Annotated in this window: 20 protein-coding genes; 18 read left to right on the top strand and 2 right to left on the bottom strand. The window is 60.5% G+C overall.

The genetic code is table 11. The features are described 5' to 3' along the window. Positions 1-332: 332 nt before the first annotated feature. From SPHINGO391_RS18495 to SPHINGO391_RS18475, 5 genes are all read left to right on the top strand, one after another. Positions 333-1,376 (top strand): TRAP transporter substrate-binding protein, encoded by a 1,044-nt coding sequence (locus tag SPHINGO391_RS18495; RefSeq protein ID WP_152010222.1) that lies wholly within the window; start codon positions 333-335, stop codon positions 1,374-1,376. A 2-nt stretch (positions 1,377-1,378) separates the two neighbouring features. Next, positions 1,379-1,918 carry a TRAP transporter small permease gene (locus tag SPHINGO391_RS18490; RefSeq protein ID WP_152010221.1) on the top strand — a complete coding sequence of 180 codons (540 nt, stop codon included), beginning with the start codon at positions 1,379-1,381 and terminating at the stop codon, positions 1,916-1,918. A gap of 2 nt (positions 1,919-1,920) precedes the next feature. Further along, on the top strand, positions 1,921-3,240 hold the full coding sequence (locus tag SPHINGO391_RS18485) for a TRAP transporter large permease (protein WP_152010220.1): 1,320 nt from the start codon (positions 1,921-1,923) through the stop codon (positions 3,238-3,240). Positions 3,241-3,301: 61 nt separating this feature from the next. Further along, a complete protein-coding gene (locus SPHINGO391_RS18480; protein WP_152010219.1) occupies positions 3,302-4,717 on the top strand; it encodes an aldehyde dehydrogenase family protein in 1,416 nt (471 codons plus the stop codon). A 9-nt stretch (positions 4,718-4,726) separates the two neighbouring features. Continuing rightward, positions 4,727-6,352 (top strand): thiamine pyrophosphate-dependent enzyme, encoded by a 1,626-nt coding sequence (locus tag SPHINGO391_RS18475; RefSeq protein ID WP_152010218.1) that lies wholly within the window; start codon positions 4,727-4,729, stop codon positions 6,350-6,352. A 96-nt stretch (positions 6,353-6,448) separates the two neighbouring features. Here the strand turns inward: SPHINGO391_RS18475 and SPHINGO391_RS18470 are convergent, their stop codons facing one another. Next, on the bottom strand, positions 6,449-7,078 hold the full coding sequence (locus SPHINGO391_RS18470) for an FCD domain-containing protein (RefSeq protein WP_280177941.1): 630 nt from the start codon (positions 7,076-7,078) through the stop codon (positions 6,449-6,451). A gap of 306 nt (positions 7,079-7,384) precedes the next feature. Between SPHINGO391_RS18470 and SPHINGO391_RS18465 the strand changes: the two genes are divergently transcribed. The 11 genes from SPHINGO391_RS18465 to SPHINGO391_RS25125 all read left to right on the top strand — a co-directional run bounded on the left by SPHINGO391_RS18465 (position 7,385) and on the right by SPHINGO391_RS25125 (position 16,231). Beyond that, complete coding sequence (locus tag SPHINGO391_RS18465) at positions 7,385-8,212, top strand: fumarylacetoacetate hydrolase family protein (protein WP_152010217.1); 828 nt, start codon at positions 7,385-7,387, stop codon at positions 8,210-8,212. Positions 8,213-8,371: 159 nt separating this feature from the next. Then, positions 8,372-9,277 carry a VOC family protein gene (locus SPHINGO391_RS18460; protein WP_152010216.1) on the top strand — a complete coding sequence of 302 codons (906 nt, stop codon included), beginning with the start codon at positions 8,372-8,374 and terminating at the stop codon, positions 9,275-9,277. Between the two features lie 41 nt (positions 9,278-9,318). Beyond that, positions 9,319-9,879, top strand: coding sequence for an NADPH-dependent FMN reductase (locus SPHINGO391_RS18455; protein ID WP_152010215.1), 561 nt, complete (start codon positions 9,319-9,321; stop codon positions 9,877-9,879). A gap of 44 nt (positions 9,880-9,923) precedes the next feature. Further along, on the top strand, positions 9,924-10,811 hold the full coding sequence (locus SPHINGO391_RS18450) for an alpha/beta fold hydrolase (protein WP_152010214.1): 888 nt from the start codon (positions 9,924-9,926) through the stop codon (positions 10,809-10,811). Next, positions 10,766-11,866, top strand: coding sequence for an Ldh family oxidoreductase (locus tag SPHINGO391_RS18445; protein ID WP_244615240.1), 1,101 nt, complete (start codon positions 10,766-10,768; stop codon positions 11,864-11,866). The genes SPHINGO391_RS18450 and SPHINGO391_RS18445 overlap by 46 nt, the downstream gene beginning before the upstream one ends. Before the next feature lie 28 nt (positions 11,867-11,894). Further along, on the top strand, positions 11,895-12,374 hold the full coding sequence (locus SPHINGO391_RS18440; RefSeq protein ID WP_152010213.1) for a tripartite tricarboxylate transporter TctB family protein: 480 nt from the start codon (positions 11,895-11,897) through the stop codon (positions 12,372-12,374). Positions 12,375-12,378: 4 nt separating this feature from the next. Then, entirely contained in the window at positions 12,379-13,899 is a 1,521-nt protein-coding gene (locus SPHINGO391_RS18435; protein WP_152010212.1) for a tripartite tricarboxylate transporter permease, read from the top strand. 45 nt (positions 13,900-13,944) lie between these two features. Continuing rightward, a complete protein-coding gene (locus SPHINGO391_RS18430; protein ID WP_152010211.1) occupies positions 13,945-14,907 on the top strand; it encodes a tripartite tricarboxylate transporter substrate-binding protein in 963 nt (320 codons plus the stop codon). 86 nt (positions 14,908-14,993) lie between these two features. Continuing rightward, the gene (locus SPHINGO391_RS18425; RefSeq protein WP_152010210.1) at positions 14,994-15,368 is read left to right on the top strand and encodes a YciI family protein; all 375 of its coding nucleotides are present in this window, start codon (positions 14,994-14,996) and stop codon (positions 15,366-15,368) included. 109 nt (positions 15,369-15,477) lie between these two features. Further along, entirely contained in the window at positions 15,478-15,822 is a 345-nt protein-coding gene (locus SPHINGO391_RS18420) for an NIPSNAP family protein (RefSeq protein ID WP_152010209.1), read from the top strand. Positions 15,823-15,889: 67 nt separating this feature from the next. Further along, on the top strand, positions 15,890-16,231 hold the full coding sequence (locus SPHINGO391_RS25125) for a hypothetical protein (RefSeq protein WP_210385793.1): 342 nt from the start codon (positions 15,890-15,892) through the stop codon (positions 16,229-16,231). A 297-nt stretch (positions 16,232-16,528) separates the two neighbouring features. Here SPHINGO391_RS25125 and SPHINGO391_RS18415 read toward each other — a convergent pair whose 3' ends face one another. Next, complete coding sequence (locus SPHINGO391_RS18415) at positions 16,529-17,290, bottom strand: SDR family oxidoreductase (RefSeq protein ID WP_244615238.1); 762 nt, start codon at positions 17,288-17,290, stop codon at positions 16,529-16,531. Between the two features lie 293 nt (positions 17,291-17,583). Here SPHINGO391_RS18415 and glpD point away from each other — a divergent pair, with 293 nt between their 5' ends. Both glpD and SPHINGO391_RS18405 read left to right on the top strand, forming a co-directional pair. Continuing rightward, the gene (glpD, locus tag SPHINGO391_RS18410) at positions 17,584-19,149 is read left to right on the top strand and encodes a glycerol-3-phosphate dehydrogenase (RefSeq protein WP_152011624.1); all 1,566 of its coding nucleotides are present in this window, start codon (positions 17,584-17,586) and stop codon (positions 19,147-19,149) included. A gap of 9 nt (positions 19,150-19,158) precedes the next feature. Beyond that, positions 19,159-20,241: an ABC transporter ATP-binding protein gene (locus SPHINGO391_RS18405; protein WP_152010207.1), complete on the top strand. Its 1,083-nt coding sequence runs from the start codon at positions 19,159-19,161 to the stop codon at positions 20,239-20,241. The last annotated feature ends 8 nt before the right edge of the window (positions 20,242-20,249 follow it).

The raw sequence follows: 20,249 nt of genomic DNA, 5'->3' as shown, positions 1-20,249 counted from the left end.
ATAAGCGACACAAGAATAATTGTTCATTGACATAACAATTATTCTTGTTCACAAATTGCGCGAGGAGAAGGAGCGACAGGTTTCCCGACGCACTGGCGGTGATTGCCGACCCTTGAGGGATGGTTTGATGCCGAGACCCCCGCCGGGCGTGCCGCACACCGGTCCTGGTGAGAGGCCAGGCCGGCAAAGCGGGGTCCTTGCTGATTTGCGAGGCCAGGTGACCGGCAGCTGTTGGCGCGGAAAATTCCGGACGGCGCAGACCTAGCCTGAAGCGGGGAATAGACCCCGTTTCTCATTGAACGGATCCCGGGATCCGAAGGAGGAGAAAGAAAATGACATCATTCAGAATCTCACGCCGCCAGGTGCTGGGCGGGATGGCCGCGGCGATTGCTGCCCCGGCTTTCATCCGGGACGCCAGGGCCGCCGAAGTTACCTTGCGCCTGCACCATTTCCTGCCACCCGTGGCGCCAATGCACTCGAAGTTCTTCGAGCCATGGGCAAAGGAGATCATGGATGCATCCAACGGCGCCATCGAGGTTCAGATCTTTCCGGCTATGCAGCTCGGCGGCAAGCCGCCGCAGCTGGCTGACCAGGTCAAGAACGGCATCGTCGACATTGCGTGGGCGCTGCCCACCTACACGCCCGGTCGCTACCCCGTTGCCGAGACCATGGGTCTGCCGTTCATGGTGACAAATGCCGAGAAAACCTCCGTTGCGCTTCACACGCTGATGGATGAATTCGGTGGCGACGAATATGCCGGCATGAAGAACCTCGCCTACTGGAGCCATGATGGCGGCAAGCTGCACATGCGCGACAAAGCGATCCGCACTGCGGCCGATCTTGAAGGCATGAAGATCCGCAGCCCCAACTCGGCAATGGGCGAGCTGCTCCAATCGATGGGCGCGGAGCCGGTGTTCTTCCCGGTCACCGAAATGGTTGTCGGACTGAGCAATGGCGTCATCGACGGCTGCTGCCTGCCTTATGAAGTGGTGCCGCCGTTCAAGCTGCAGGAGCTCACCAAGTTCTCCTGCGAAGCCGCTCCGGGTGCGCGTGGTCTTTACGCCAACACCAACACGCTGCTGATGAACCAGGCCTCCTACGAAGGGTTGTCGGACGATCTGCGCGGTGTCATCGACGCCAACAGCGGCATTGCCCTGTCGCAGCGCATCGGCCAGACTTTCGACCAGTTCGAAGCGGTTGGCCGCGGCATTGTCGAGAAGAACGGCAACGAGATCGTGGAAATCGCGGCTGATGAAATCGCCCGCTGGCAGGAAGCCTCCAAGGCGGTTTACGCGAACTGGGAGAAGACCCTCAACGACGCAGGCCATGACGGCGCGGCGATCATCGCGCGCGCCAATGAGCTGCTGGACAGCTAGGCATGTCGAGTTGGTCCAGTCTCTGGCCGGCGCAGCAGGGGGGACACTCCCCCCTGCACACCTGGCTGCTGCGGCTCGCGACGCTTTCGGGCGCTGCAGGTGGCGCCGTCATTCTGACGGTGGCCCTGATCGTCACCGTGTCGGTCATCATGCGCAATGTCGGATTGCGCGGCGTTACCGGTGATTTCGAGCTGGTGCAGATGTCCTGCGTCTACGCGGCAGGCCTGTTCCTGCCGCTGTGCCAGCTGAACAAGGGCCACGTCATGGTCGACCTTTTCACAAACTGGCTGCCTGAAAAGATCGTTGCCCGCATCGACCGGTTCTGGACCTTCGCCTTCGCGCTGGCCTGGGCCTGCCTGTTCCTGCTCATGTTCAGGGGCATGGAGGAAATCCGTGCCTATGACGACCGCTCGATGCTCTTGAAGATACCGATGTGGTGGGCGTTCATCCCCGCCATCATCGGAACCGGACTGTCCAGCCTGATCGCGCTGGCGCAAACATTTCTCTGGCGTGACGACATCGCCGGGCCGACTGGACACTGACCATGGATCCCACATTTCTTTCCATCATCATGGTCGTTGTCCTGCTTGGCGCAATCCTGCTTCGGGCGCCGATCGGTCTTGCCATGGGCCTGGTTGGTGCTGCCGGTTACGCGGCTCTTTCCAGCGTGGCGGGCCTCCAGGCCTACATCGCCTCTGCCTGGCCCGACCGTTTCCTGTCCTATGAGCTTGCCATCGTGCCGCTGTTCATCCTGATGGGAAACCTTGCGACCCGAACCGGGATTTCCGCCGCTCTGTTTTCCGCATCCAATGCCTGGATCGGCCATTTCCGCGGCGGGCTTGCCATGGCTTCGGTCGCCGGGTGCGCCATGTTCGGCGCAATCTCCGGATCTTCCATCGCGACCGCTTCTACCATGGCGCGGGTGGCATTGCCTGAAATGCGCAAGCACAAATATTCCGACGCGCTGGCGTCGGGGTGCCTCGCTGCCGGCGGCACGCTGGGAATCCTCATTCCTCCCTCGATCGTGCTCATCATCTATGCGCTGCTCACCGAGCAGAATATCGTCAAGCTGTTCCTGGCCGCGACCTTGCCGGGACTTCTGGCAATTGTCGGTTTCATGATCACCATCGCGATCTATGTCCGGCTCTATCCAGAGGAAGGCCCGTCACAGCAGCCTGCCAGCCTCAGGACGCGGTTCAGAAGTCTCGGCCAGGTCTGGCACATCGTTGCCATCTTCGTGATCGTGCTCGGAGGCATTTATGGAGGCTTCTTCACGCCGGCAGAGGGGGCCTCGGTTGGCGTGGTGCTGACGGCGCTTGCCGGATTGCTGACCCGCGAACTGACGCTTGAGGCCGTCATCACCAGTCTGATCGACACCGCCGCGGCCAGCGCCATGATCTTCGTCATCATCTTTGGTGCCGACCTGTTCAATGTGGCCATGGCGCTGTCACGGATGCCGACGGCGCTCGCCGACTGGTTCATGGCGGCCGAAGTCGCGCCGATGGTGGTGCTGCTGTGTATCGTGGTCTTCTACCTGGTGATGGGTTGCGTCATGGACAGCCTGTCGATGATCCTGCTGACGGTTCCGGTGTTCTTCCCGACGGTGATGAGCCTCGATTTCGGACTGCTGCCGGAACAGCAGGCGATCTGGTTCGGCATCTTGACGCTGGTTGTTGTCGAAGTCGGCATGATCACGCCGCCGGTCGGCATGAACCTGTTCATCATTTCCGCCATCGCCAAGGACATCCCGACACGGGAAATCTTCAGGGGAACCATTCCCTTCATCCTGTCGGAGCTGACGCGGATTGTGCTGCTGATCGCGTTTCCGGCGCTGAGCTACTGGCTGGTGACGTTCTGGATCTGACGCTTCGAATTGCAAAGCCGAAAATATTCTGGATTGCCATGTGCAAGGGAGGAGACATCCGATGACCTACTCACTCATCATTGATGGAAAAGCGGTTGATGCGCGGGAGAGTTTCGACGTCATCAATCCTGCGACCGGCGAGGTGCTGGCAGCTTGCCCGCAGGGATCGGTCGCGGATCTCGACAATGCGGTAGCTGCTGCCAAACGGGCATTCCCGGGCTGGGCTGCGAAACGGGATGCAGAGCGTCAGGAAGCACTTGGCAAGATCGCCGATCTTATCGAGGCGCATCAGGCAGAGCTTGCCGCGCTGATCACTGCCGAGCAGGGAAAGCCTCAGGCCGGGCCGGGAGCGCCGTTCGAGGTTGGTGGCTGTGTCGCCTGGACCCGGGTGACGCAGGGGCTGTCGGTGGAGCCGGAAGTTCTCATCGATACCGATGAGGAACGTGTGGAGCTGATCCGGGAACCGGTCGGTGTCGTGGCCTCTATAACGCCCTGGAACTGGCCGCTGATGATCGCGGTCTGGCATGTCATGCCAGCACTCAGGGCGGGTTGCACCGTGGTGATGAAGCCGTCACCCTACACGCCCTTGAGCACATTGAGGCTGGTACAAATGATCACCGAGGCCGGTATCCTTCCTGCGGGGGTGCTCAATGTCGTTACGGGCGACGCAGAGGTCGGTGACCGGATCTCAGGCCATCCCGACATCGACAAGATCGCCTTCACCGGCTCGATCGCGACGGGGCGGCGCATCATGGAGCGGGCAGGCTCGACGCTCAAGCGCCTGACGCTCGAGCTTGGCGGAAACGATGCAGGCATCGTTTTGCCCGGCACCGACATGAGCAAGCGGATGGAAGACCTGTTCTGGGGATCCTTCATCAATGCAGGCCAGACCTGCTCGTGCCTGAAGCGGCTCTATGTGCATGATGATGATTATGATGCCGTGTGTGAAGGGCTCGCGAACTTCGTTGGCGGCATCAAGGTCGGCAATGGCGCCGAACCGGATACGCTGATCGGGCCGCTGTCCAACAAGATGCAGTTCGACAAGATTGTCGAGCTGGTTGAAGACGCCCGGACCAAGGGTGCGCGCATCCTGACCGGCGGCGAAAAACCGAACGGCAAGGGCTATATTTACCCGCTGACAATCATCGCAGACGCCACAGAAGAGATGCGGGTAGTCAACGAGGAACAATTTGGCCCCGTTCTGCCGGTGATCCGGTACGGTGATCTCGACGATGCGATCGCCAGGGCCAATGCGCTCGAAGTCGGGCTTGGGGCTTCGGCCTGGGGCAATGACCCGGAAGAGGCGGCAAAGGTCGCGCGCAAGCTCGTTGCCGGGACGCGCTGGGTCAACCGGCACGGCGTGCTCAATCCGACGGTTCCGATGGGCGGGGTCAAGCAATCCGGCATCGGCGTCGAATTTGGCGAAGAAGGCTTGCGCGAATACACCACCGTCCAGATTCTCAGCATTGCAAAGTAGGATGATCCCATGCCCCGCATGACCACCGGCGAAATAATGGCCAAGTCGCTGATTGCCAACGGCGTGGATACCGTCTTCGGCATTCCCGGCGCGCACATGTATGATTTCAACGATGCGATCGCGCGCGAAGCCGAGAGCATCCGCTTTATCCATACCCGCCACGAGCAGGGCGCGGGGTACATGGCCTATGGCTATGCCAAGTCCACCGGGCGGGTGGGGGCCTATACGGTGGTGCCGGGGCCTGGTCTTCTGAACTCCGGCGCAGCGCTGTGCACCGCCTATGGCGCCAATGCGCCGGTGATCTGCCTGACCGGCAACATCATGTCGCACCTGATCGGTCAGGGCCGGGGGCAGTTGCATGAGCTGCCAGACCATCTCGGAACCTTGAAGGGGCTGACCAAGTGGGCCGAGCGGATCAATCACCCGACGGAAGCCGGCGCGGTGATGGATGAGGGTTTCAGGCAGATGCTGTCGGGCCGTCAGCGGCCGGTTGGCATTGAAGCCCCTTGGGATGTGTTCGGCATGGCGGCCGAGGTCGACTTGCCGAAAGCCGTGCAGCCTGTTGCCGCGCCGCGTCCCGACCCAGAGGCCGTGGAAAAAGCCGCGGCGTTGATCCGCGCGGCGAAGAACCCGATGATCATGCTCGGATCCGGCGCCATCGGTGCCGAAGCCGAAGTCGCCGAACTGGCCCGCTTGCTGCAGGCGCCGGTGACCGCGCATCGCTCGGGCAAGGGCATATTGCCCGATGATGATCCGCTCGCGCTCTTGCCGCCGGCGGCCTGGCACTATTGGCAGAATTGCGATCTGCTGATCGGCATCGGCTCGCGGCTTGAACTGCAGTATTTCCGCTGGCGCTGGATGCCCGAGGGGTTGAAGGTCGTGCGGTTGGACATTGATCCGACCGAGATGGTGCGGCTCAAGCCCGATGTCGGTCTGGTGACGGATTCGGCTGCCGGTGTTCGCGCCCTGATTGACGAGTTGAAGGGCCTGCCGGTGCGATCGTCGCGGCAGACCGAGTTCGAAAAGCTGAAGGCGGATGCCGCCGAAGCGCTGACCAGTGTTCAGCCGCAGGAGGGCTATCTGCGCGTGATCCGCGACGTGCTGCCGCGCGACGGCTTCTTTGTCGAAGAGGTCTCCCAGGTCGGCTTCACCGCGCGGATGTGCTTTCCGGTCTATGCCGCCCGGCACTATGTCACCTGCGGCTACCAGGACAACCTCGGCTTCGGCTTCAACACCGCGCTGGGTGTGAAGGTTGCCAATCCCGACAAGGCGGTTGTCTCGGTTTCCGGCGACGGCGGTTTCATGTTCGGGGTTCAGGAACTGGCGACAGCTAAACAGTTCGGCATCGCGGTGGTGGCGATCGTCTTCAACAATCAGGCTTACGGCAATGTGCGCCGCGACCAGCAGACGGTCTATGGCAACCGGCTGCTTGGCGCCGACCTCGAGAACCCCGACTTCGTGGCCCTGGCCAAGTCATTCGGCGTGATGGCGATGAAAGCCGACAGCCCGGAAGAGCTTCGCGGCAAGCTCGCCGAAGCTCTCGACGCCAATGAACCGGTAGTGATCGAGGTGAGCATACCGCGCGGTTCGGACAGTTCGCCCTGGCCCTTCATCCATCCGGCGCCGTTGAGCTAATTACCGCCTTTAAAGCCTCATAGTGACGTCCAGTCATGTTGTTGCCTCTGACCCGGCGTCAGCGAGCCTCGACAGGAAACATGGAATATTTGCTATTCAAAGTAACTTGACGACCCGTTCCGATGTGTCTCGGATGTGGTCTTCAATGAGTTTAACTGCTTTGTCGGTGTCGCGGGCCAGAGTGGCCTCCATTATCAGGCGGTGCTCTTCAAATTTCCTTTTTCCCAGTCCATCGGGATTCATCTTCGTGAGGAAACGATACCGGTCAAGCTGATCAAACATCAAGGTTCTCAACCTGAGCAGCCATGCGCCTTGACAGGCAGCGATGAGAGACCGGTGAAAATCACGATGACGTTCCACCCAAGTCGAATGGAACCCCATCCTCTCAGCCCAGGGCAGTTTTTCAATCTTGCTGAGACGATGATGAGCAGCAACGATTTGGCTTTCCCAATCGTCATCACCGTGCGCAATGGCATCGGTAAGGGCCCGTTTCTCAAGCTCGATGAAATGCTCGGTAATCTCGATCAGTTCCTCGCGTGAAACCGGGGCGACGCGGAAGCCCTTGCCGGCTTCAAGCGTGACGAACCCTTCCGAAACCAGCTGTGACAATCCCTCGCGCAGGGTGCCGATTCCGACATCGTAGCGTTTGGTCATGTCAGCGAATTTCAACCGTGTCTCAGGTTCATAGACGCTGCTGACGATGTCCGAACGCAGGCGCTCGAGAATATCGCGTCCGCCGGACGGCTCGGGCTTGGAGGGGTCGTGCCGTCCGGGCTTGGTGAGATCGATGGTCAGGGTGGGCTCCCTTCAGCCTTTGAAAAATCCGCCATTCATTGATAGCCGATTTTTGGCAATGTTCAATCGGCGGCACATATTCGAAAATATGGGATGGGTACAGGGGCTTTGACCGCGCCCATTCCCGGCGACCGGCAATCCATCCTCCGATGCCAGGAACGGTGGGTAAGCGCACAAGCGCCTTTACGAATTTGTTTTCAACGATACTATGATTTTCGAAAATAGCTGGAGAGTTGAATGAAGTTCCTGTCTTTCCGGAAGTCAGGCGCCCCATCATGGGGCCTGCTGCGTGACGATGGTATTGTGGATCTGGGAGGCGAGGCTGAGGATCTGCGTGCTTTCATCGCTGCGGGGTGTCCGGATGCGGATACATTGGCAGGGCGACCCGTCGATCATGTGCTGGCCGATGTCGTTCTGGATCCGGTCATCCCAAATCCGTCCAAGATCGTGATGGCGGCGATCAACTATTTCGAACCTGGAAGCGATCCTTTGAAGGCGCCGGAGTATCCGGTCCTGTTCCTGCGTCTGCCGGCTTCCCAGATCGGCCACGGCGCCTCATTGCTGCGGCCTCGTTCGTCTGCAAAGCTAGATTTCGAGGGCGAATTGGCCGTCATTATCGGACAGGGTGGCCGTCATATTTCCCGCGACCGGGCGCTCGACCATGTTGCCGGCTACTCGATCTACAATGATGGAAGTGTTCGGGATTGGCAAAAACACAGCCATCAATTCACGCCGGGGAAGAATTTTGTCGGGACAGGGGCCTTCGGTCCCTGGATGGTGACGGCGGATGATATGCCGCAATGGCCGCTATCGCTGGTTACCCGCGTCAACGGGATTGAAAAGCAGCGCACCGACACCTCGCGGATGATTTTCGATATTCCCTATCTGATCAATTACATCTCCACCTTCACGCCGCTTGAGCCGGGAGATGTCATCGTCACCGGCACCTGCAGCGGTTTCGGCTCAACCCGCAAACCTCCGGAGTTTCTCAATTCCGGTGATGTGGTCGAGATCGAGATCGAGGGAATTGGCACCTTGTCCAATCCTGTTGCCGATGAGGAATGAGGGCCAGGAGTGTGGCGAAAGGGTTTCACGGTCAGCAACCAATGGATCCGAAAGAAACCGTATTATTCGACTATGCGAGAATATTCGAAAATAATTGAGGTGTCCGAATATGTGTGCTAGGTCGAATTTGGAGAACGACAGACTCGGCAGGAGGGGTGAATGAGCTATCTGGTCAACGCGATCGGACACGTGCAGTTGAATGTGGTCGACGTTGAAGCTCTGGTCAGGGAATCCACGGATATCCTGGGGCTGCATGTTACAAATCGGGATGCGAACACCGTCTGGTTGTCCTGCAGTGGCCGGAAGGCGGAGTTGGTTCTGCACAAGGCTGACGAGAATTCCGTTCGCTCGATCGGTTTCGACGCCTTGTCGGCCGATGCGGTGCGCGAAGCCGCTAGCCGGGTCGAAGCTGCCGGATGCAAGCTGGTGTCCGAAAAACCATCATTGGGCTGTTGCGAGGCGGGGGTCAGCTTTCTCACGCCGCAGGGCCATGTCATCGAGGTTCACACGCCGATCGAGGATGACACATACGGACGCCGGAATTTCACACTCGGTGTAGGCGCGTTGCGCCTTGACCATGTCAACCTGACGTCTCCGGAACCGACGGAAACCCGGGCCCAGTTCGAACAGATCATGGGGCTGAAACTGTCCGAGCGGATGGTCGATGACGGCCTGAGCTGGATGCGGGGCGCCAATCTGCTGCACCATTGTGTCGGCATCGTGCGCAGCCCGACGGGCTTGCATCACTACTCCTTTGAGATTGCCGAATTCGGCGACTACTGCCAGCTCGGTGATCGCCTCGACACCATCGGCAAGGAGATCGTCTGGGGTCCCGGTCGTCACCGGCCCGGCGACAATACCTACGCCTATTACATAGATGCCTGCGGCGCGATGGTGGAGCTGGCCGGCGGCATGGCGATGATCCACGATGATGCGCGCTACGAGCCAAATGTGATTACCGCGCTCAAGCGCCCGGAAAATGTCCGCGTCATGAATGTGTGGGGCACACCTGCGCCGCAGCCCTGGCTGCAGCACAAGTTCCCCTGGGGTGCGCCCCCGGCCTGAAGCCGCGATCCTGAAACAACAAGAAAACCAGTGAGTCCCACATGACCAAGATCGGAATTCTCGAAGGCTCTTTGCGCAAGGCGTCCCTGTCGCGTGCGGTCGCACGCAGTGCATCCGCCCTGGCGCCAAGTGGGATGGATGTAACCATTCTGCCGAGCACCGAGAGCCTGCCGCATTTCAATCAGGACATTCTGGACGAGGGTATTCCTGCGTCGGTGACCGAACTGGCGGCGGCAATCTCCGCTGTCGATGCGCTTTTGATCGTAACGCCGGAGTACAACTGGTCGATCCCTGGTGCGCTGAAAAATGCCATCGACTGGCTTTCGCGGCTTGATCCGCTCCCGCTGTCAGCCAAGCCGGTTGCTATCTGGACGGTTTCGCCCGGGCTTCTGGGCGGCGCCCGGGTGCACGAGAGCCTGCGTCAGACCCTGCATTCCCAGGACATGCGGATCATGGCGAAGCCGGAGATCCAGATTGGCGGTGCCAAGGGCAAGGTCGATGTCGAGGCGGGAATCGTTACCCACGAGGACACGGCAGCATTCCTTGGCAAGCATCTCGTGGCGTTCGATGCCTTTTGTAAATCTTGGACAGGCCGTTCCTGATGCCGGGCATCGGTTCAGCACTATCCATGCGGAGATAAGAGACTATGGAGCATCCACTTTCATTCATGTCCGACGGCCTGAAACTGTCAGGCGTGCTGCACGTGCCCGAAGGCCGAGCGCCTGGACAGAAACTGCCGACCTTCATCGTGCTGCACGGCTTTGTTGGCACCAAGGACAAGTCTCATGTAGAGCTGCTGGCGCGTATGATCGAGGGCATGGGATACTGCGTCTTCCGCATCGATTTCCGCGGCTGCGGTGAGAGCGAAGGCGCCCGCGGCGAGGTTCGCTGCTTCGACCAGGTTGCTGATACCAAGAACGCCGTCACTTTCATCTCCGGGCGTGAGGAGGTTGATCCGGCCCGTATCGGCGTGACCGGCCACAGCTTTGGCGCGGCCGTTGCGATCTTCGCCGGCGGCATCGACGAGCGCATCGCGGCCGTGATGTCGTTCTGCGGCTGGGGCGACGGCGAACGCAAGTTCCGTGGCCAGCATCCGACGCCTGAAGCCTGGGAAAAATTCACCGGCATTCTCGAAGCCGGTCGCAAGCACAAGGCCGAAACCGGCGAAAGCATGTGGGTATCGCGCTTCGATGTCGTGCCGATCCCCGAGGAGCTTCGCTACAACCTCTCGCCCAAGGCGCAGTTCGAGGTTCCTGTCGAAACCGCTATCAGCATGTACAATTTCCGAGCTGACGACGTGGTTGCCGACATCGCGCCGCGTCCGCTGCTGCTGTTTCACACCGCCGGTGACGTCATCACCCCGATGGAGCAGTCGATCCGCCTGTTCGAGAAGGCCGGCGCCAACGCCGAGTTGATGATCCCCACCGGCATGTCGCACTTCCCGTTGTCCGACGAAGACGAGCCTCACACCAGGACCCTTGTTCAGGCATGGCTCGACAAGTTCTTTCCAACTCCGCTGCGACAGACGTCATGACGCTCTATCGCGCAGAGGATCTCCAGACTTATGCGGCAGCGCTTCTGACCGGTGGCGGCTTTGCGCCGGTGCACGCCGAGCAGACCGCCCGCGTGCTGGTCTGGGCCAATGCGCGCGGGGCAGATTCGCACGGCGTACTGCGCATTCCGCGCTATGTCGAGATGGTCGAGCAGGGCAAGATCAATCCTGTCGCGACCCCCGAAGTCAAAAGCAGCAACGGCGCCGTCTCCATTCTCGAGGCGGACGGCGCGCCGGGCGCTTCGTCCATGCTGGGGGCCATGGATGAAGCGGTGGATATCGCCGGCCGGCTAGGCATCGGTTGGTGTTCGGCACGCAACATCACCCACGCGGGTGCCATAGGCTATTACACCATGCAGGCCGCAAGGCGCGGGTATGTTGGCATCGTCATGACCGCCTCCGGCCCCTTGATGGCCTATCATGGCGCGCGTGTCTCGGGGGTTTCGACCAACCCGGTTTCCATCGCGGTGCCGGCGGCAGGCAATCCGCTGCTGCTTGACATGTCCACATCCAACGTGGCCCTCGGCAAGATCATGGCCGCCAAGGACGCGGGGACGATGGTGCCGGAAGGCTGGGGTATCGACAAGGATGGCGCTGCTTCGACCGATCCGCAGAAGATCGTCACCCTTACGCCGCTTGGCGGTCCCAAGGGCTCCGGCCTGTCTCTGATGATCGAGATCCTGGCAAGCGTGCTTGTCTCCAATCCGGTGATCTCCGAGGCTCTCTCCGGGCGCAGCGCCACCATGAACGGGCTGGCGCTGGCGCTCAACATTCAGGCATTTACCAATGCCGATGTCTTCGCCCGGCAGATTGCCGAGCTTGTGGCCTCGATCAGGGGCTTGCCCGCAGCAAGCGGCACAGAGGCTGTCCTGATGCCCGGAGAACGTGGGTTTGCCATGGCGGATCAGCGCACCCGTGACGGCATTCCTATCGCCAAGGGCACATTGAAACGATTGTCGGAACTGGCGCAAAGGCTCGGCGTTTCCGAGCCAACGCCGCTGCAGGCTGCCTACGAAACAAGACCGGCAGCACCGTAACCGGGCGCTGGCGAGGGAGGAGACTTAAGTGGTGAATACGCTGGAGGGCGAAAAACCGGGAGGCGACAGGAATGTCTGGCGACAGGCGATCAGCGGCACGGTGCTGGTTGGCTTTGGCCTCGCCATTCTGATGATTTCCTGGAACTATTCTGCCGGCAGCCTCACCCAGATGGGGCCGGGCTTCATGCCGCGAGTGATCGCCGTGGCGCTCGTGGCCATGGGGCTGGGTATTCTTGTGTCCGACCTGCGCGGTACAGCCCAGAGCTATGACGAGCCCATCCACTGGCGTGCCCTGATCTTCGTCAGCGCCGCTGTCCTTATCTTCGTCACGCTCGTCGAGCCTGCAGGCCTGGTGCCGGCAATGTTCTGTGCTGTTGCGGTCTCCAAGCTCGCCAACAGTCGCGCCGGACTGCTCAGCATCGTGATTTACTCCGCCGCTGTTACGCTGGCCGGATACTTCCTGTTCATCGTGGCCCTGGGTTTGCCACTGACCGTGTTCGGGAGATGAGGCGATGATCGATCAGTTCATCCTCGGCCTTTCAGTGGTCCTGCAGCCCGAAGTCCTGATGTACGCCTTTTTCGGGGTGTTTCTCGGCCAGGTGATCGGTGTGCTTCCCGGTGTTGGCGCCATCACGGCGATTTCGTTGCTATTGCCGGTGACTTTCTACCTGGATCCGACCAGCTCGGTCATCCTGCTGGCCGGGATCTATTATGGCTCGCAGTATGGCGGGGCAATCGCCTCGATCCTGCTCAATCTCCCCGGAACACCCTCCTCGGTGGTGACCTGTCTTGAAGGCTATCCGCTGGCCCGTGACGGACGCGCGGGTTTTGCCTTGCTGGTAACTGCGCTCTCCTCGTTCGTCGGCAGCATGATCGGGGTTGCGGTGGTGGTTATGGCAGCCATTCCGATGGCGACCTTTGCACTGAAATTCGGCGCGCCGGAATACACGATGCTGGTAGCGATCGGCCTTGTCGCGGCATCGCTGATCAGTTCCGGCTCGCACCTGCGTGCGTTCTCGATGGCGCTGGTTGGCATTGCGCTTGGTATGGTCGGCTCCGACGCCAGCACCGGTCAGTACCGCTTTGTGGCAACTGATGCACTCGCGGACGGTATCAGCCTGGTCTCGCTGGCCATGGGACTGTTCGGTCTCAGCGAAATCATCCGCAACGCCGCCAGTCACGAGCCCCGCAAGACCCAGATCAAGCTGACCCTGAGAGATATCTTCCCCAACCGCGCCGAACTGCGCTCGATGGTCAAGCCGGTCGGGCGCGGTGCAACAATTGGTGCTTTCTTCGGCGCCTTGCCCGGAACCGGTGCGGCGATTGCGTCATTCATGGCCTATGCCTTCGAGCGCAGGATTTCCCGCACGCCCGAAAAATTCGGCAAGGGCCATCTGCCCGGGCTCTGCGCCCCCGAAGCGTCGAACAATTCGGCCGCGCAGACGAGCTTCATTCCCACGCTCACCCTCGGAGTGCCGGGTGACGCGGTGATGGCGCTGATCATCGGTGCGCTGATCCTCAACGGCATCGTTCCCGGACCACGGCTGATTATCGACGAGCCGGAACTGTTCTGGGGTGTCATCGCCAGCTTCTTTGTCGGCAACATCATCCTGCTGGTCATCAATATCCCGCTCATCGGGGTTTGGGTTCGACTGCTCAGCATTCCTTATTACCGGCTTTATCCCGCCATCGTGCTGCTGATCTGCGTCGGTGTCTATTCGCATCGCAGCAGCATCACCGACGTCGTGCTCACACTGGTCTTCGGGATCGTCGGGTATGTCATGAGGCGCTATCGCTTCGAACCCGCGCCACTCTTGCTGGGTTTCGTGCTGGGGCCGATGCTCGAGGAAAACTTCCGCCGCACCATGCTGCTCTATGGCGGTGATTTCTCGGTGTTCGTCACCCGTCCCATCAGTGCAACGCTGGTTTTCTGCGGGGCCGCATTGTTGGCTTTCACCATCGGTTCCGCAATCGTTTCACATCGCAAAGCCTTGAAGGACAAGAACACGCAAGGCGGGCCTTACTCGGTCTGAGGCCTTCAAACTCAAGCTAGACCGTCAACTATCGGGAGGTAAATTATGTTGAAGAAACTCATGCTGGCACTGCCAGTTGTAGCCATGATGTCAGGCACCGCGTTTGCCGCGGACGCTTATCCTGAACGATCCATCCGCTTTATCATCGGCTTTGGCGCCGGCGGCAACGCCGACACCGTGGCCCGGTTGCTGGCAGAACCCATGAGCAAGGACCTGGGCCAGCCCGTCGTGGTCGAATCCAAGCCGGGCGCCGGTGGCAATGTCGCCTCCGATTTCGTCTCGAAATCCGATCCCGACGGCTACACCATTCAGCTGATGGTCGGCGGTCACGCCGTCTCGGCAGCACTCTACAATTCGCAGCCGTTTGATCCCCTGGCCGATTTCACCTTTCTCTCGACCATCGGCCAGTTCCCGTTCTTTGTCGCAGCCCAGGCTGGTGCCTACGAGAACATCGAGGATCTGATCGCCAAGGCGAAAGCCGCGCCCGGAACCATCAAGATCGGCCACTCGGGCGTTGGGTCGACCCAGAACCTGACAGGCGAACTGCTGGACCTCGAAACCGGGGCTGACTTCATCCACGTTCCTTACAAGGGCGGTGCAGCCGCAGCCACGGCATTGCTTGGTGGTGAAGTTGACGTTGTCATCGACACCGGCACCATCATGACGCCGCAGCAGGACGCCGGGAAGTTCGACATCCTGGCTGTCTCCTCCAAGGAACGCTGGCCCGACAAGCCCGACGTTCCGACACTGGCTGAAACCGTTGCTCCCGGGTTCGACGTTGTTTCTTGGACCGGCGTGGGCATGCCGGCCGGTGTCGACAGCGCCATTGCCGACAAGGTGCGCGCATCTGTGCACGCTGCAATCGCCGATCCGGACGTCGCTGCACGTATTGAAAAGCTGGGCGCAAAGCCGTCACCGATGTCCGGCGAGGAAATGCGCACCATGGTCGAGCAGCAGATCGAAACCTGGAAGAAGGTTGTCGAGTCAGCCGGTATTGAAAAGCGCTGAGCACACTTGAAGAGGTTCGCCGGCTCGACCGGCGGACCTCGCCGACTGGACCACTGCCGCCGCCGCATGCACAGGGACTGACGCCCATGACCGACAAGACGCCTGATCAGCTCACCGCCAATATGCTGCGCAAGGAATTCTACGTGGTGACCACCACGCCGGCGAGATCTCCAGAGATCGCAAAGCTACTGCCCGAACATCTCGACTATCAGGTCAGGCTGGAGCGTGAAGGCAAGTTGTTCGGGGCAGGGCCCTTCTACGAGGAAGGCGATGATGTCCCTTCGGGTGGCATGATCATCCTGCGGGCCCAATCCGCCGCCGAAGCGCGCGAAATCGCCGACGCCGACCCGTTTCACAAGGCCGGCCTGCGTACCTATACCTTGCGCAAATGGATGATGAACGAGGGGGCGATAACCCTGACCATCCGTTTTTCCGATCAGAGCGTTGTCATCGCGGACTGATCCGCTGGCCCCCTGGTCGGTTGGTGCATGACCACCGGCCTGCCGTTCCCCTGATGGCCGGCGACCTCAAAGCAAAAGCTGTTTCAGTCCCCCCAGTGAAGGAAATCCGATGATCTACGAGATGCGTGTCTACCGTTGTGTTCCCGGCAAATTGCCGGTCCTGCTCAGGCGCTTCGAGGATACCACGCTCAACATCTGGGATCGGCTTGGCATTCGTACGGCGGGTTTCTTTACCACCGTGGTCGGGGAATCGAACCATGACCTGACCTATTTCCTGGCCTGGGAGTCACTCGAGGAACGCGAGCGCAAATGGGGTGCTTTCGCAACCGACCCTGAATGGGTTGCCGCGAGGGCAGCTCACCAGGAGGCGCATGGCGAGGTCGTCGCCAATATCTCCAACAGCTTCCTGGCGCCCACGGCGTTTTCTTCGAGGGGTGTGCCGCACCCGGCCTGACCGGCTTTGGGACAAAACCCTTCTGCAGTGCTCTTGTGAAAGCGGCGAACACCGCGGATTGCAGAGCTTGGGTAAGCAGGCTGCATGGTTCGAAGATCGAGCGCTCCCCCGGCTTGGACGGCTATGTGAAAGACAACCTTTCCGCTCTTGGCGGCGCTTCGATTGTCTGTCAGGCAATGGTGCCAAGACTACCTGGCTGTTTCGCCAAAAGCTTGGTTCGTGCCGGGCCATCGACAACCTGTTTGCCTGTTTCGACAAACATCTTTCGCGATCAGGCCGCTTGGCAAAGGGCGGCCGGATCGTTGAAGCAACAATCATCCAGGCTCCCAGGCAGCACAGTGGCGAGGAGGAGAAGCCAGCGATCAATGCTGGCGAGATCCGGGAAGGCTGGAAGGACAATCCCGCGTAGCTTGCGCAGAAGGACCGCAACGCGCGTTGGACGGTCAAGTAGTCTTTCGGCCCGCTGCCAGCGGGGAAATCACGGCCATAGGCGACTGCGATCGGATCACCTTCCTCGTCAGTGCCTGGCGTCAACCTGCCTTTGGTGAAGGCCGTGTCCAAAATTTACATGAGGCATTGTCTTGTACAAACGTCTTCACTCCGCCACCGGGTTGCCGCTATTTCTCAAGCAATGTTGACGTGATGCGGTGTTTGCCGGGAGACGAGAGAAAATCCAGCAGCGGCAACCGGCTTCACCGCAAAACCTCTACGCGATCAGCTGTCCGCCGTTGATCTCGATGACCTGGCCGGTGATATAGCCTGAGAGCTGATGGCTGGCCAGGAACAGGAAGGACGGCACGCAATCATCAGGCGTGCCAAGCCGCTGAAGCGGGATGGATTTTCGGGTGTTCTCCAGTTTCTCGGGCGAGGAGTAGCGCTCGTGGAACGCCGTTTCGATCGTGCCGGGCGACACCGCGTTGGCGCGAACTCCCTCCGGAGCGAGTTCCCGGGCGATCGCCTTGGTGTAGGTCGCCACGAAAGCCTTGGTCGCGCTGTAGATCGAGGATCCGGGACTTCCGCCGGTCCGCGCCGATATCGAAACCGTGTTCACGATCGACGGGTTCTCAGCCGTCCGCAATCGCGGCAGCAGTCCGCGGCAGATCATCACCACGCTGGTCTGGTTGAGCATCACCAGGCTGTCGTACTGTTCGTCGGTCAGCTCGCCCGCCGGGAATCTGCCGTGCATCGTCCCGGCATTGTTGATGAGAACGTCTATTGTTTCCGTCCTCGCAAGGACGGCATCGACGAAGCCATTGACGCCGTCACGATCCAGGAAATCGGCCTCGATGGGCTCTATCGGGCTTTCGGCAAATGCCTTGGCGCTGCCGGACCGCCCGCTATGGGCAATCACCCGGGCGCCATGCTCGGCAAAGGCCTGCGCCACGGAAAGGCCGATGCCGCGGCCAGCGCCGGTCACAACCACCGTCTTGCCCTTGAAAAGGTCCGTTGAATACCCTGACTGCGTCATGTCGGCTCCTCGCCTGAAATCGGTGGCGGCGGCGGGCGGGCTGCCCGAATCCGCGGCACTTTCAGTGATCATTGGCACCAAGGCAAGACGTAAACGAAGATTGAACCGACCTTCGAATGCGTCACCGGCATCCGTCTTTGGACATTGGACGTCAATGCAGGGCCCAATAAGCCGGATCCAAGGAGTTCGGGCCGCGCATGGTTGCGGACGCAGCCATGCTCTCGGACCCCGCCGAACATGAGTGTCTTCGGCGAATTTCGTTTGACATTCGTATTATTTTCGTTTTTTCTGTGATGGTGTTTCGCTTTGGAGGCGGCGAGACGTGTTCCGGGAGGGTCGAATTGTCCAGGGTTTATGACATCTTCGTTGTTGGCGGAGGTATAAACGGGTGTGGCATCGCACGCGATGCTGCCGGCCGTGGCTACGCTGTCGGACTGGCGGAGATGAACGACCTCGGCTCCGGGACCTCCTCCTGGTCAACGAAGCTGATCCACGGCGGATTGCGCTATCTCGAGCACTATGAGTTCCGCCTTGTGCGGGAAGCGCTGATCGAGCGCGAAGTGCTTCTGAAGATGGCGCCGCATATCATCTGGCCGATGAGGTTTGTGCTGCCGCACCACAAGGGCATGCGGCCAGCATGGCTGTTGCGCCTTGGCCTGTTTCTCTATGACCACCTCGGCGGCCGCAAGATCCTGCCGGGCACCAGGGTTCTGGATCTGAAGACCGACCCGGCCGGCCGCCCGCTCAAGAATGAGTTCGCCAAGGCCTTCGAGTATTCCGATTGCTGGGTCAATGATGCGCGTCTGGTTGTGCTCAATGCCATGGACGCGAAGGCAAGGGGCGCCGACATCTTCACCCGCACCAAGCTGGTCTCGGCGAGACGCTCGGGCGACGGCTGGGATATCGAGCTTCAGGCCGATGGAAGCAAGGCGACACGGCAGGTGCGGGCAAAGCTCATTGTCAATGCCGGCGGTCCCTGGGTCGATGACATCCTCAGGGAATCGATCGGCCAGAACAAGGCCGGCAATGTGCGTCTCGTCCAGGGAAGCCATATCGTCGTCCGCCGGAAATTCGAGCATCCGAAGGCTTATTTCTTCCAGAACTCGGACGAGCGGATTTTCTTCGCCATCCCCTACGAGCAGGATTACACCCTGATCGGCACCACCGACCAGGATTTCGAAGGCGATCCGTCCGACGTGAACATCTCCGATGCGGAGATCGCCTATCTGTGCGATGGCGCCAGCCAGTATTTCAGCGAGCCGGTGACCAGGGACGACATCGTCTGGACCTTCTCGGGTGTGCGCCCGCTCTATGATGATGGTGCGTCCAAGGCCCAGGAAGCCACACGTGACTATGTCCTTCGCGCCGACGGCGGCGCAGAGGCCAAGGTTATCAATGTCTTTGGCGGCAAGATCACCACCTACCGGCGCCTGGCGGAATCGGTTCTCAGGAAGGTGGAAGACGCGATCGGTGCCAAGGGCAGGGCCTGGACACGGGAAAGCGTGCTGCCTGGCGGCGAATTCGGCGTCGAGGGCTTTGCTCCCCTGCTTGCCGAAATCCGCTCGCGGTATCCGTTTTTGCAGCCCGGCCAAAGTGAGCGGCTTGTCCGGGGCTACGGGTTCAAATGCCGCGAGATCCTAGGCAGCGCGCGCTCAGTCGAGGATCTCGGCGAGGACTTCGGCCACGGACTGACCGAAGCGGAAGTCCGCTACCAGATGAAATACGAGTTTGCCCGGGCCGCCGAAGATGTGGTGTGGCGCAGGAGCAAGCTCGGGATTCGCTTCTCGCGCGAGCAGCTCGATCGCCTCAAAGCCTTCATGGACGAGAACAGACAACTGCAGAACCTTGCAGCGGAATAGGGATTTCAGATGCTGGAACTGAAAAACGTCAGCAAGAAAGTCGGTCGGGATCTGCACATCGATGATGTGACGATGACGCTCGAGAAAGGCTCGGTGAACATTCTGCTCGGGCCGACCCTGTCCGGCAAGACCTCGCTTATGCGGCTGATGGCCGGGCTTGACCGTCCGACCTCCGGAGAGATCGTGATGAACGGCACCAACGTCGTGGGCATGCCGGTGCAGAAGCGCAATGTCGCCATGGTCTACCAGCAGTTCATCAATTACCCGGCCATGACCGTCTACGAGAACATTGCTTCGCCGATGCGCGTTGCCGGCGTTGACGGCGCCACCATCGACCGTCGGGTGCGCGAAGCCGCGGACCTGATGAAGCTGTCGCCCTATCTCGACCGCACGCCTCTCAATCTTTCCGGCGGCCAGCAGCAGCGCACCGCCCTGGCCCGGGCGCTCGTCAAGGACGCCGAACTGGTGCTGCTCGACGAGCCGCTGGCCAACCTCGACTACAAGCTGCGCGAGGAACTGCGGGTGGAGCTGCCCAAGATCTTCGCCGAGACCGGCGCTATCTTCGTCTATGCCACCACCGAACCTCAGGAGGCCCTGCTCCTGGGTGGCCGTACGGCTACGTTGAGCCAGGGGCGGGTGACGCAATTCGACCGGACCATCGACGTGTACAACAGCCCGTCGGACCTTCTCACGGCGCAGACCTTTTCCGATCCGCCGATGAACATCCTGCCGGTGACCAAAACGGGCGCGGATTTCGTCTTCGATGCCAGCCGCATCGAGGTGCCGTCCGCGATCGCCGGGCTTGGCGACGGCGACTACAAGATCGGCGTCCGGCCGCACCACATGTCGCTGCATCAGCCGCAGGGCAAATCGATGAAGCTCGATTGCACCATTTCGACGACAGAAATCACCGGCTCGGAGAGCTTCATCCATCTTCAAAGCAGGGGCGTCCATATGGTTGCACTGATGCATGGCGTGCATCGCGTCGAAATCGGAGATGCGATCTCCGCCTATCTCGACCAGGAAAACCTGTTTGTCTTCGATCGCAACGAAAACCTGGTCTTCGCACCGGGTTTGAACGGTCAGGGGTGAGGATCGGT

It is taken from the genome of Hoeflea sp. EC-HK425 (assembly GCF_902498795.1).
Classification (GTDB): Bacteria; Pseudomonadota; Alphaproteobacteria; order Rhizobiales; family Rhizobiaceae; genus Hoeflea; species Hoeflea alexandrii.
The sequence above is the reverse complement of the archived record's forward strand: the minus strand, read 5'-3'. Positions and strand labels throughout refer to the sequence as shown.

Bases quoted from the DNA above. Each gene is read 5' to 3' on its own strand.
- SPHINGO391_RS18405 (WP_152010207.1), top strand. From the start codon at position 19,159: ATGCTGGAACTGAAAAACGTCAGCAAGAAAGTCGGTCGGGATCTGCAC.
- SPHINGO391_RS18495 (WP_152010222.1), top strand. From the start codon at position 333: ATGACATCATTCAGAATCTCACGCCGCCAGGTGCTGGGCGGGATGGCC.
- SPHINGO391_RS18435 (WP_152010212.1), top strand. From the start codon at position 12,379: ATGATCGATCAGTTCATCCTCGGCCTTTCAGTGGTCCTGCAGCCCGAA.
- SPHINGO391_RS18420 (WP_152010209.1), top strand. From the start codon at position 15,478: ATGATCTACGAGATGCGTGTCTACCGTTGTGTTCCCGGCAAATTGCCG.
- SPHINGO391_RS18460 (WP_152010216.1), top strand. From the start codon at position 8,372: ATGAGCTATCTGGTCAACGCGATCGGACACGTGCAGTTGAATGTGGTC.
- SPHINGO391_RS18415 (WP_244615238.1), bottom strand. From the start codon at position 17,290: ATGACGCAGTCAGGGTATTCAACGGACCTTTTCAAGGGCAAGACGGTG.
- SPHINGO391_RS18455 (WP_152010215.1), top strand. From the start codon at position 9,319: ATGACCAAGATCGGAATTCTCGAAGGCTCTTTGCGCAAGGCGTCCCTG.
- SPHINGO391_RS18480 (WP_152010219.1), top strand. From the start codon at position 3,302: ATGACCTACTCACTCATCATTGATGGAAAAGCGGTTGATGCGCGGGAG.
- glpD (WP_152011624.1), top strand. From the start codon at position 17,584: ATGGTGTTTCGCTTTGGAGGCGGCGAGACGTGTTCCGGGAGGGTCGAA.
- SPHINGO391_RS18425 (WP_152010210.1), top strand. From the start codon at position 14,994: ATGACCGACAAGACGCCTGATCAGCTCACCGCCAATATGCTGCGCAAG.
- SPHINGO391_RS18450 (WP_152010214.1), top strand. From the start codon at position 9,924: ATGGAGCATCCACTTTCATTCATGTCCGACGGCCTGAAACTGTCAGGC.
- SPHINGO391_RS18430 (WP_152010211.1), top strand. From the start codon at position 13,945: ATGTTGAAGAAACTCATGCTGGCACTGCCAGTTGTAGCCATGATGTCA.
- SPHINGO391_RS18475 (WP_152010218.1), top strand. From the start codon at position 4,727: ATGCCCCGCATGACCACCGGCGAAATAATGGCCAAGTCGCTGATTGCC.
- SPHINGO391_RS18465 (WP_152010217.1), top strand. From the start codon at position 7,385: ATGAAGTTCCTGTCTTTCCGGAAGTCAGGCGCCCCATCATGGGGCCTG.
- SPHINGO391_RS18490 (WP_152010221.1), top strand. From the start codon at position 1,379: ATGTCGAGTTGGTCCAGTCTCTGGCCGGCGCAGCAGGGGGGACACTCC.
- SPHINGO391_RS18445 (WP_244615240.1), top strand. From the start codon at position 10,766: ATGGCTCGACAAGTTCTTTCCAACTCCGCTGCGACAGACGTCATGACG.
- SPHINGO391_RS18485 (WP_152010220.1), top strand. From the start codon at position 1,921: ATGGATCCCACATTTCTTTCCATCATCATGGTCGTTGTCCTGCTTGGC.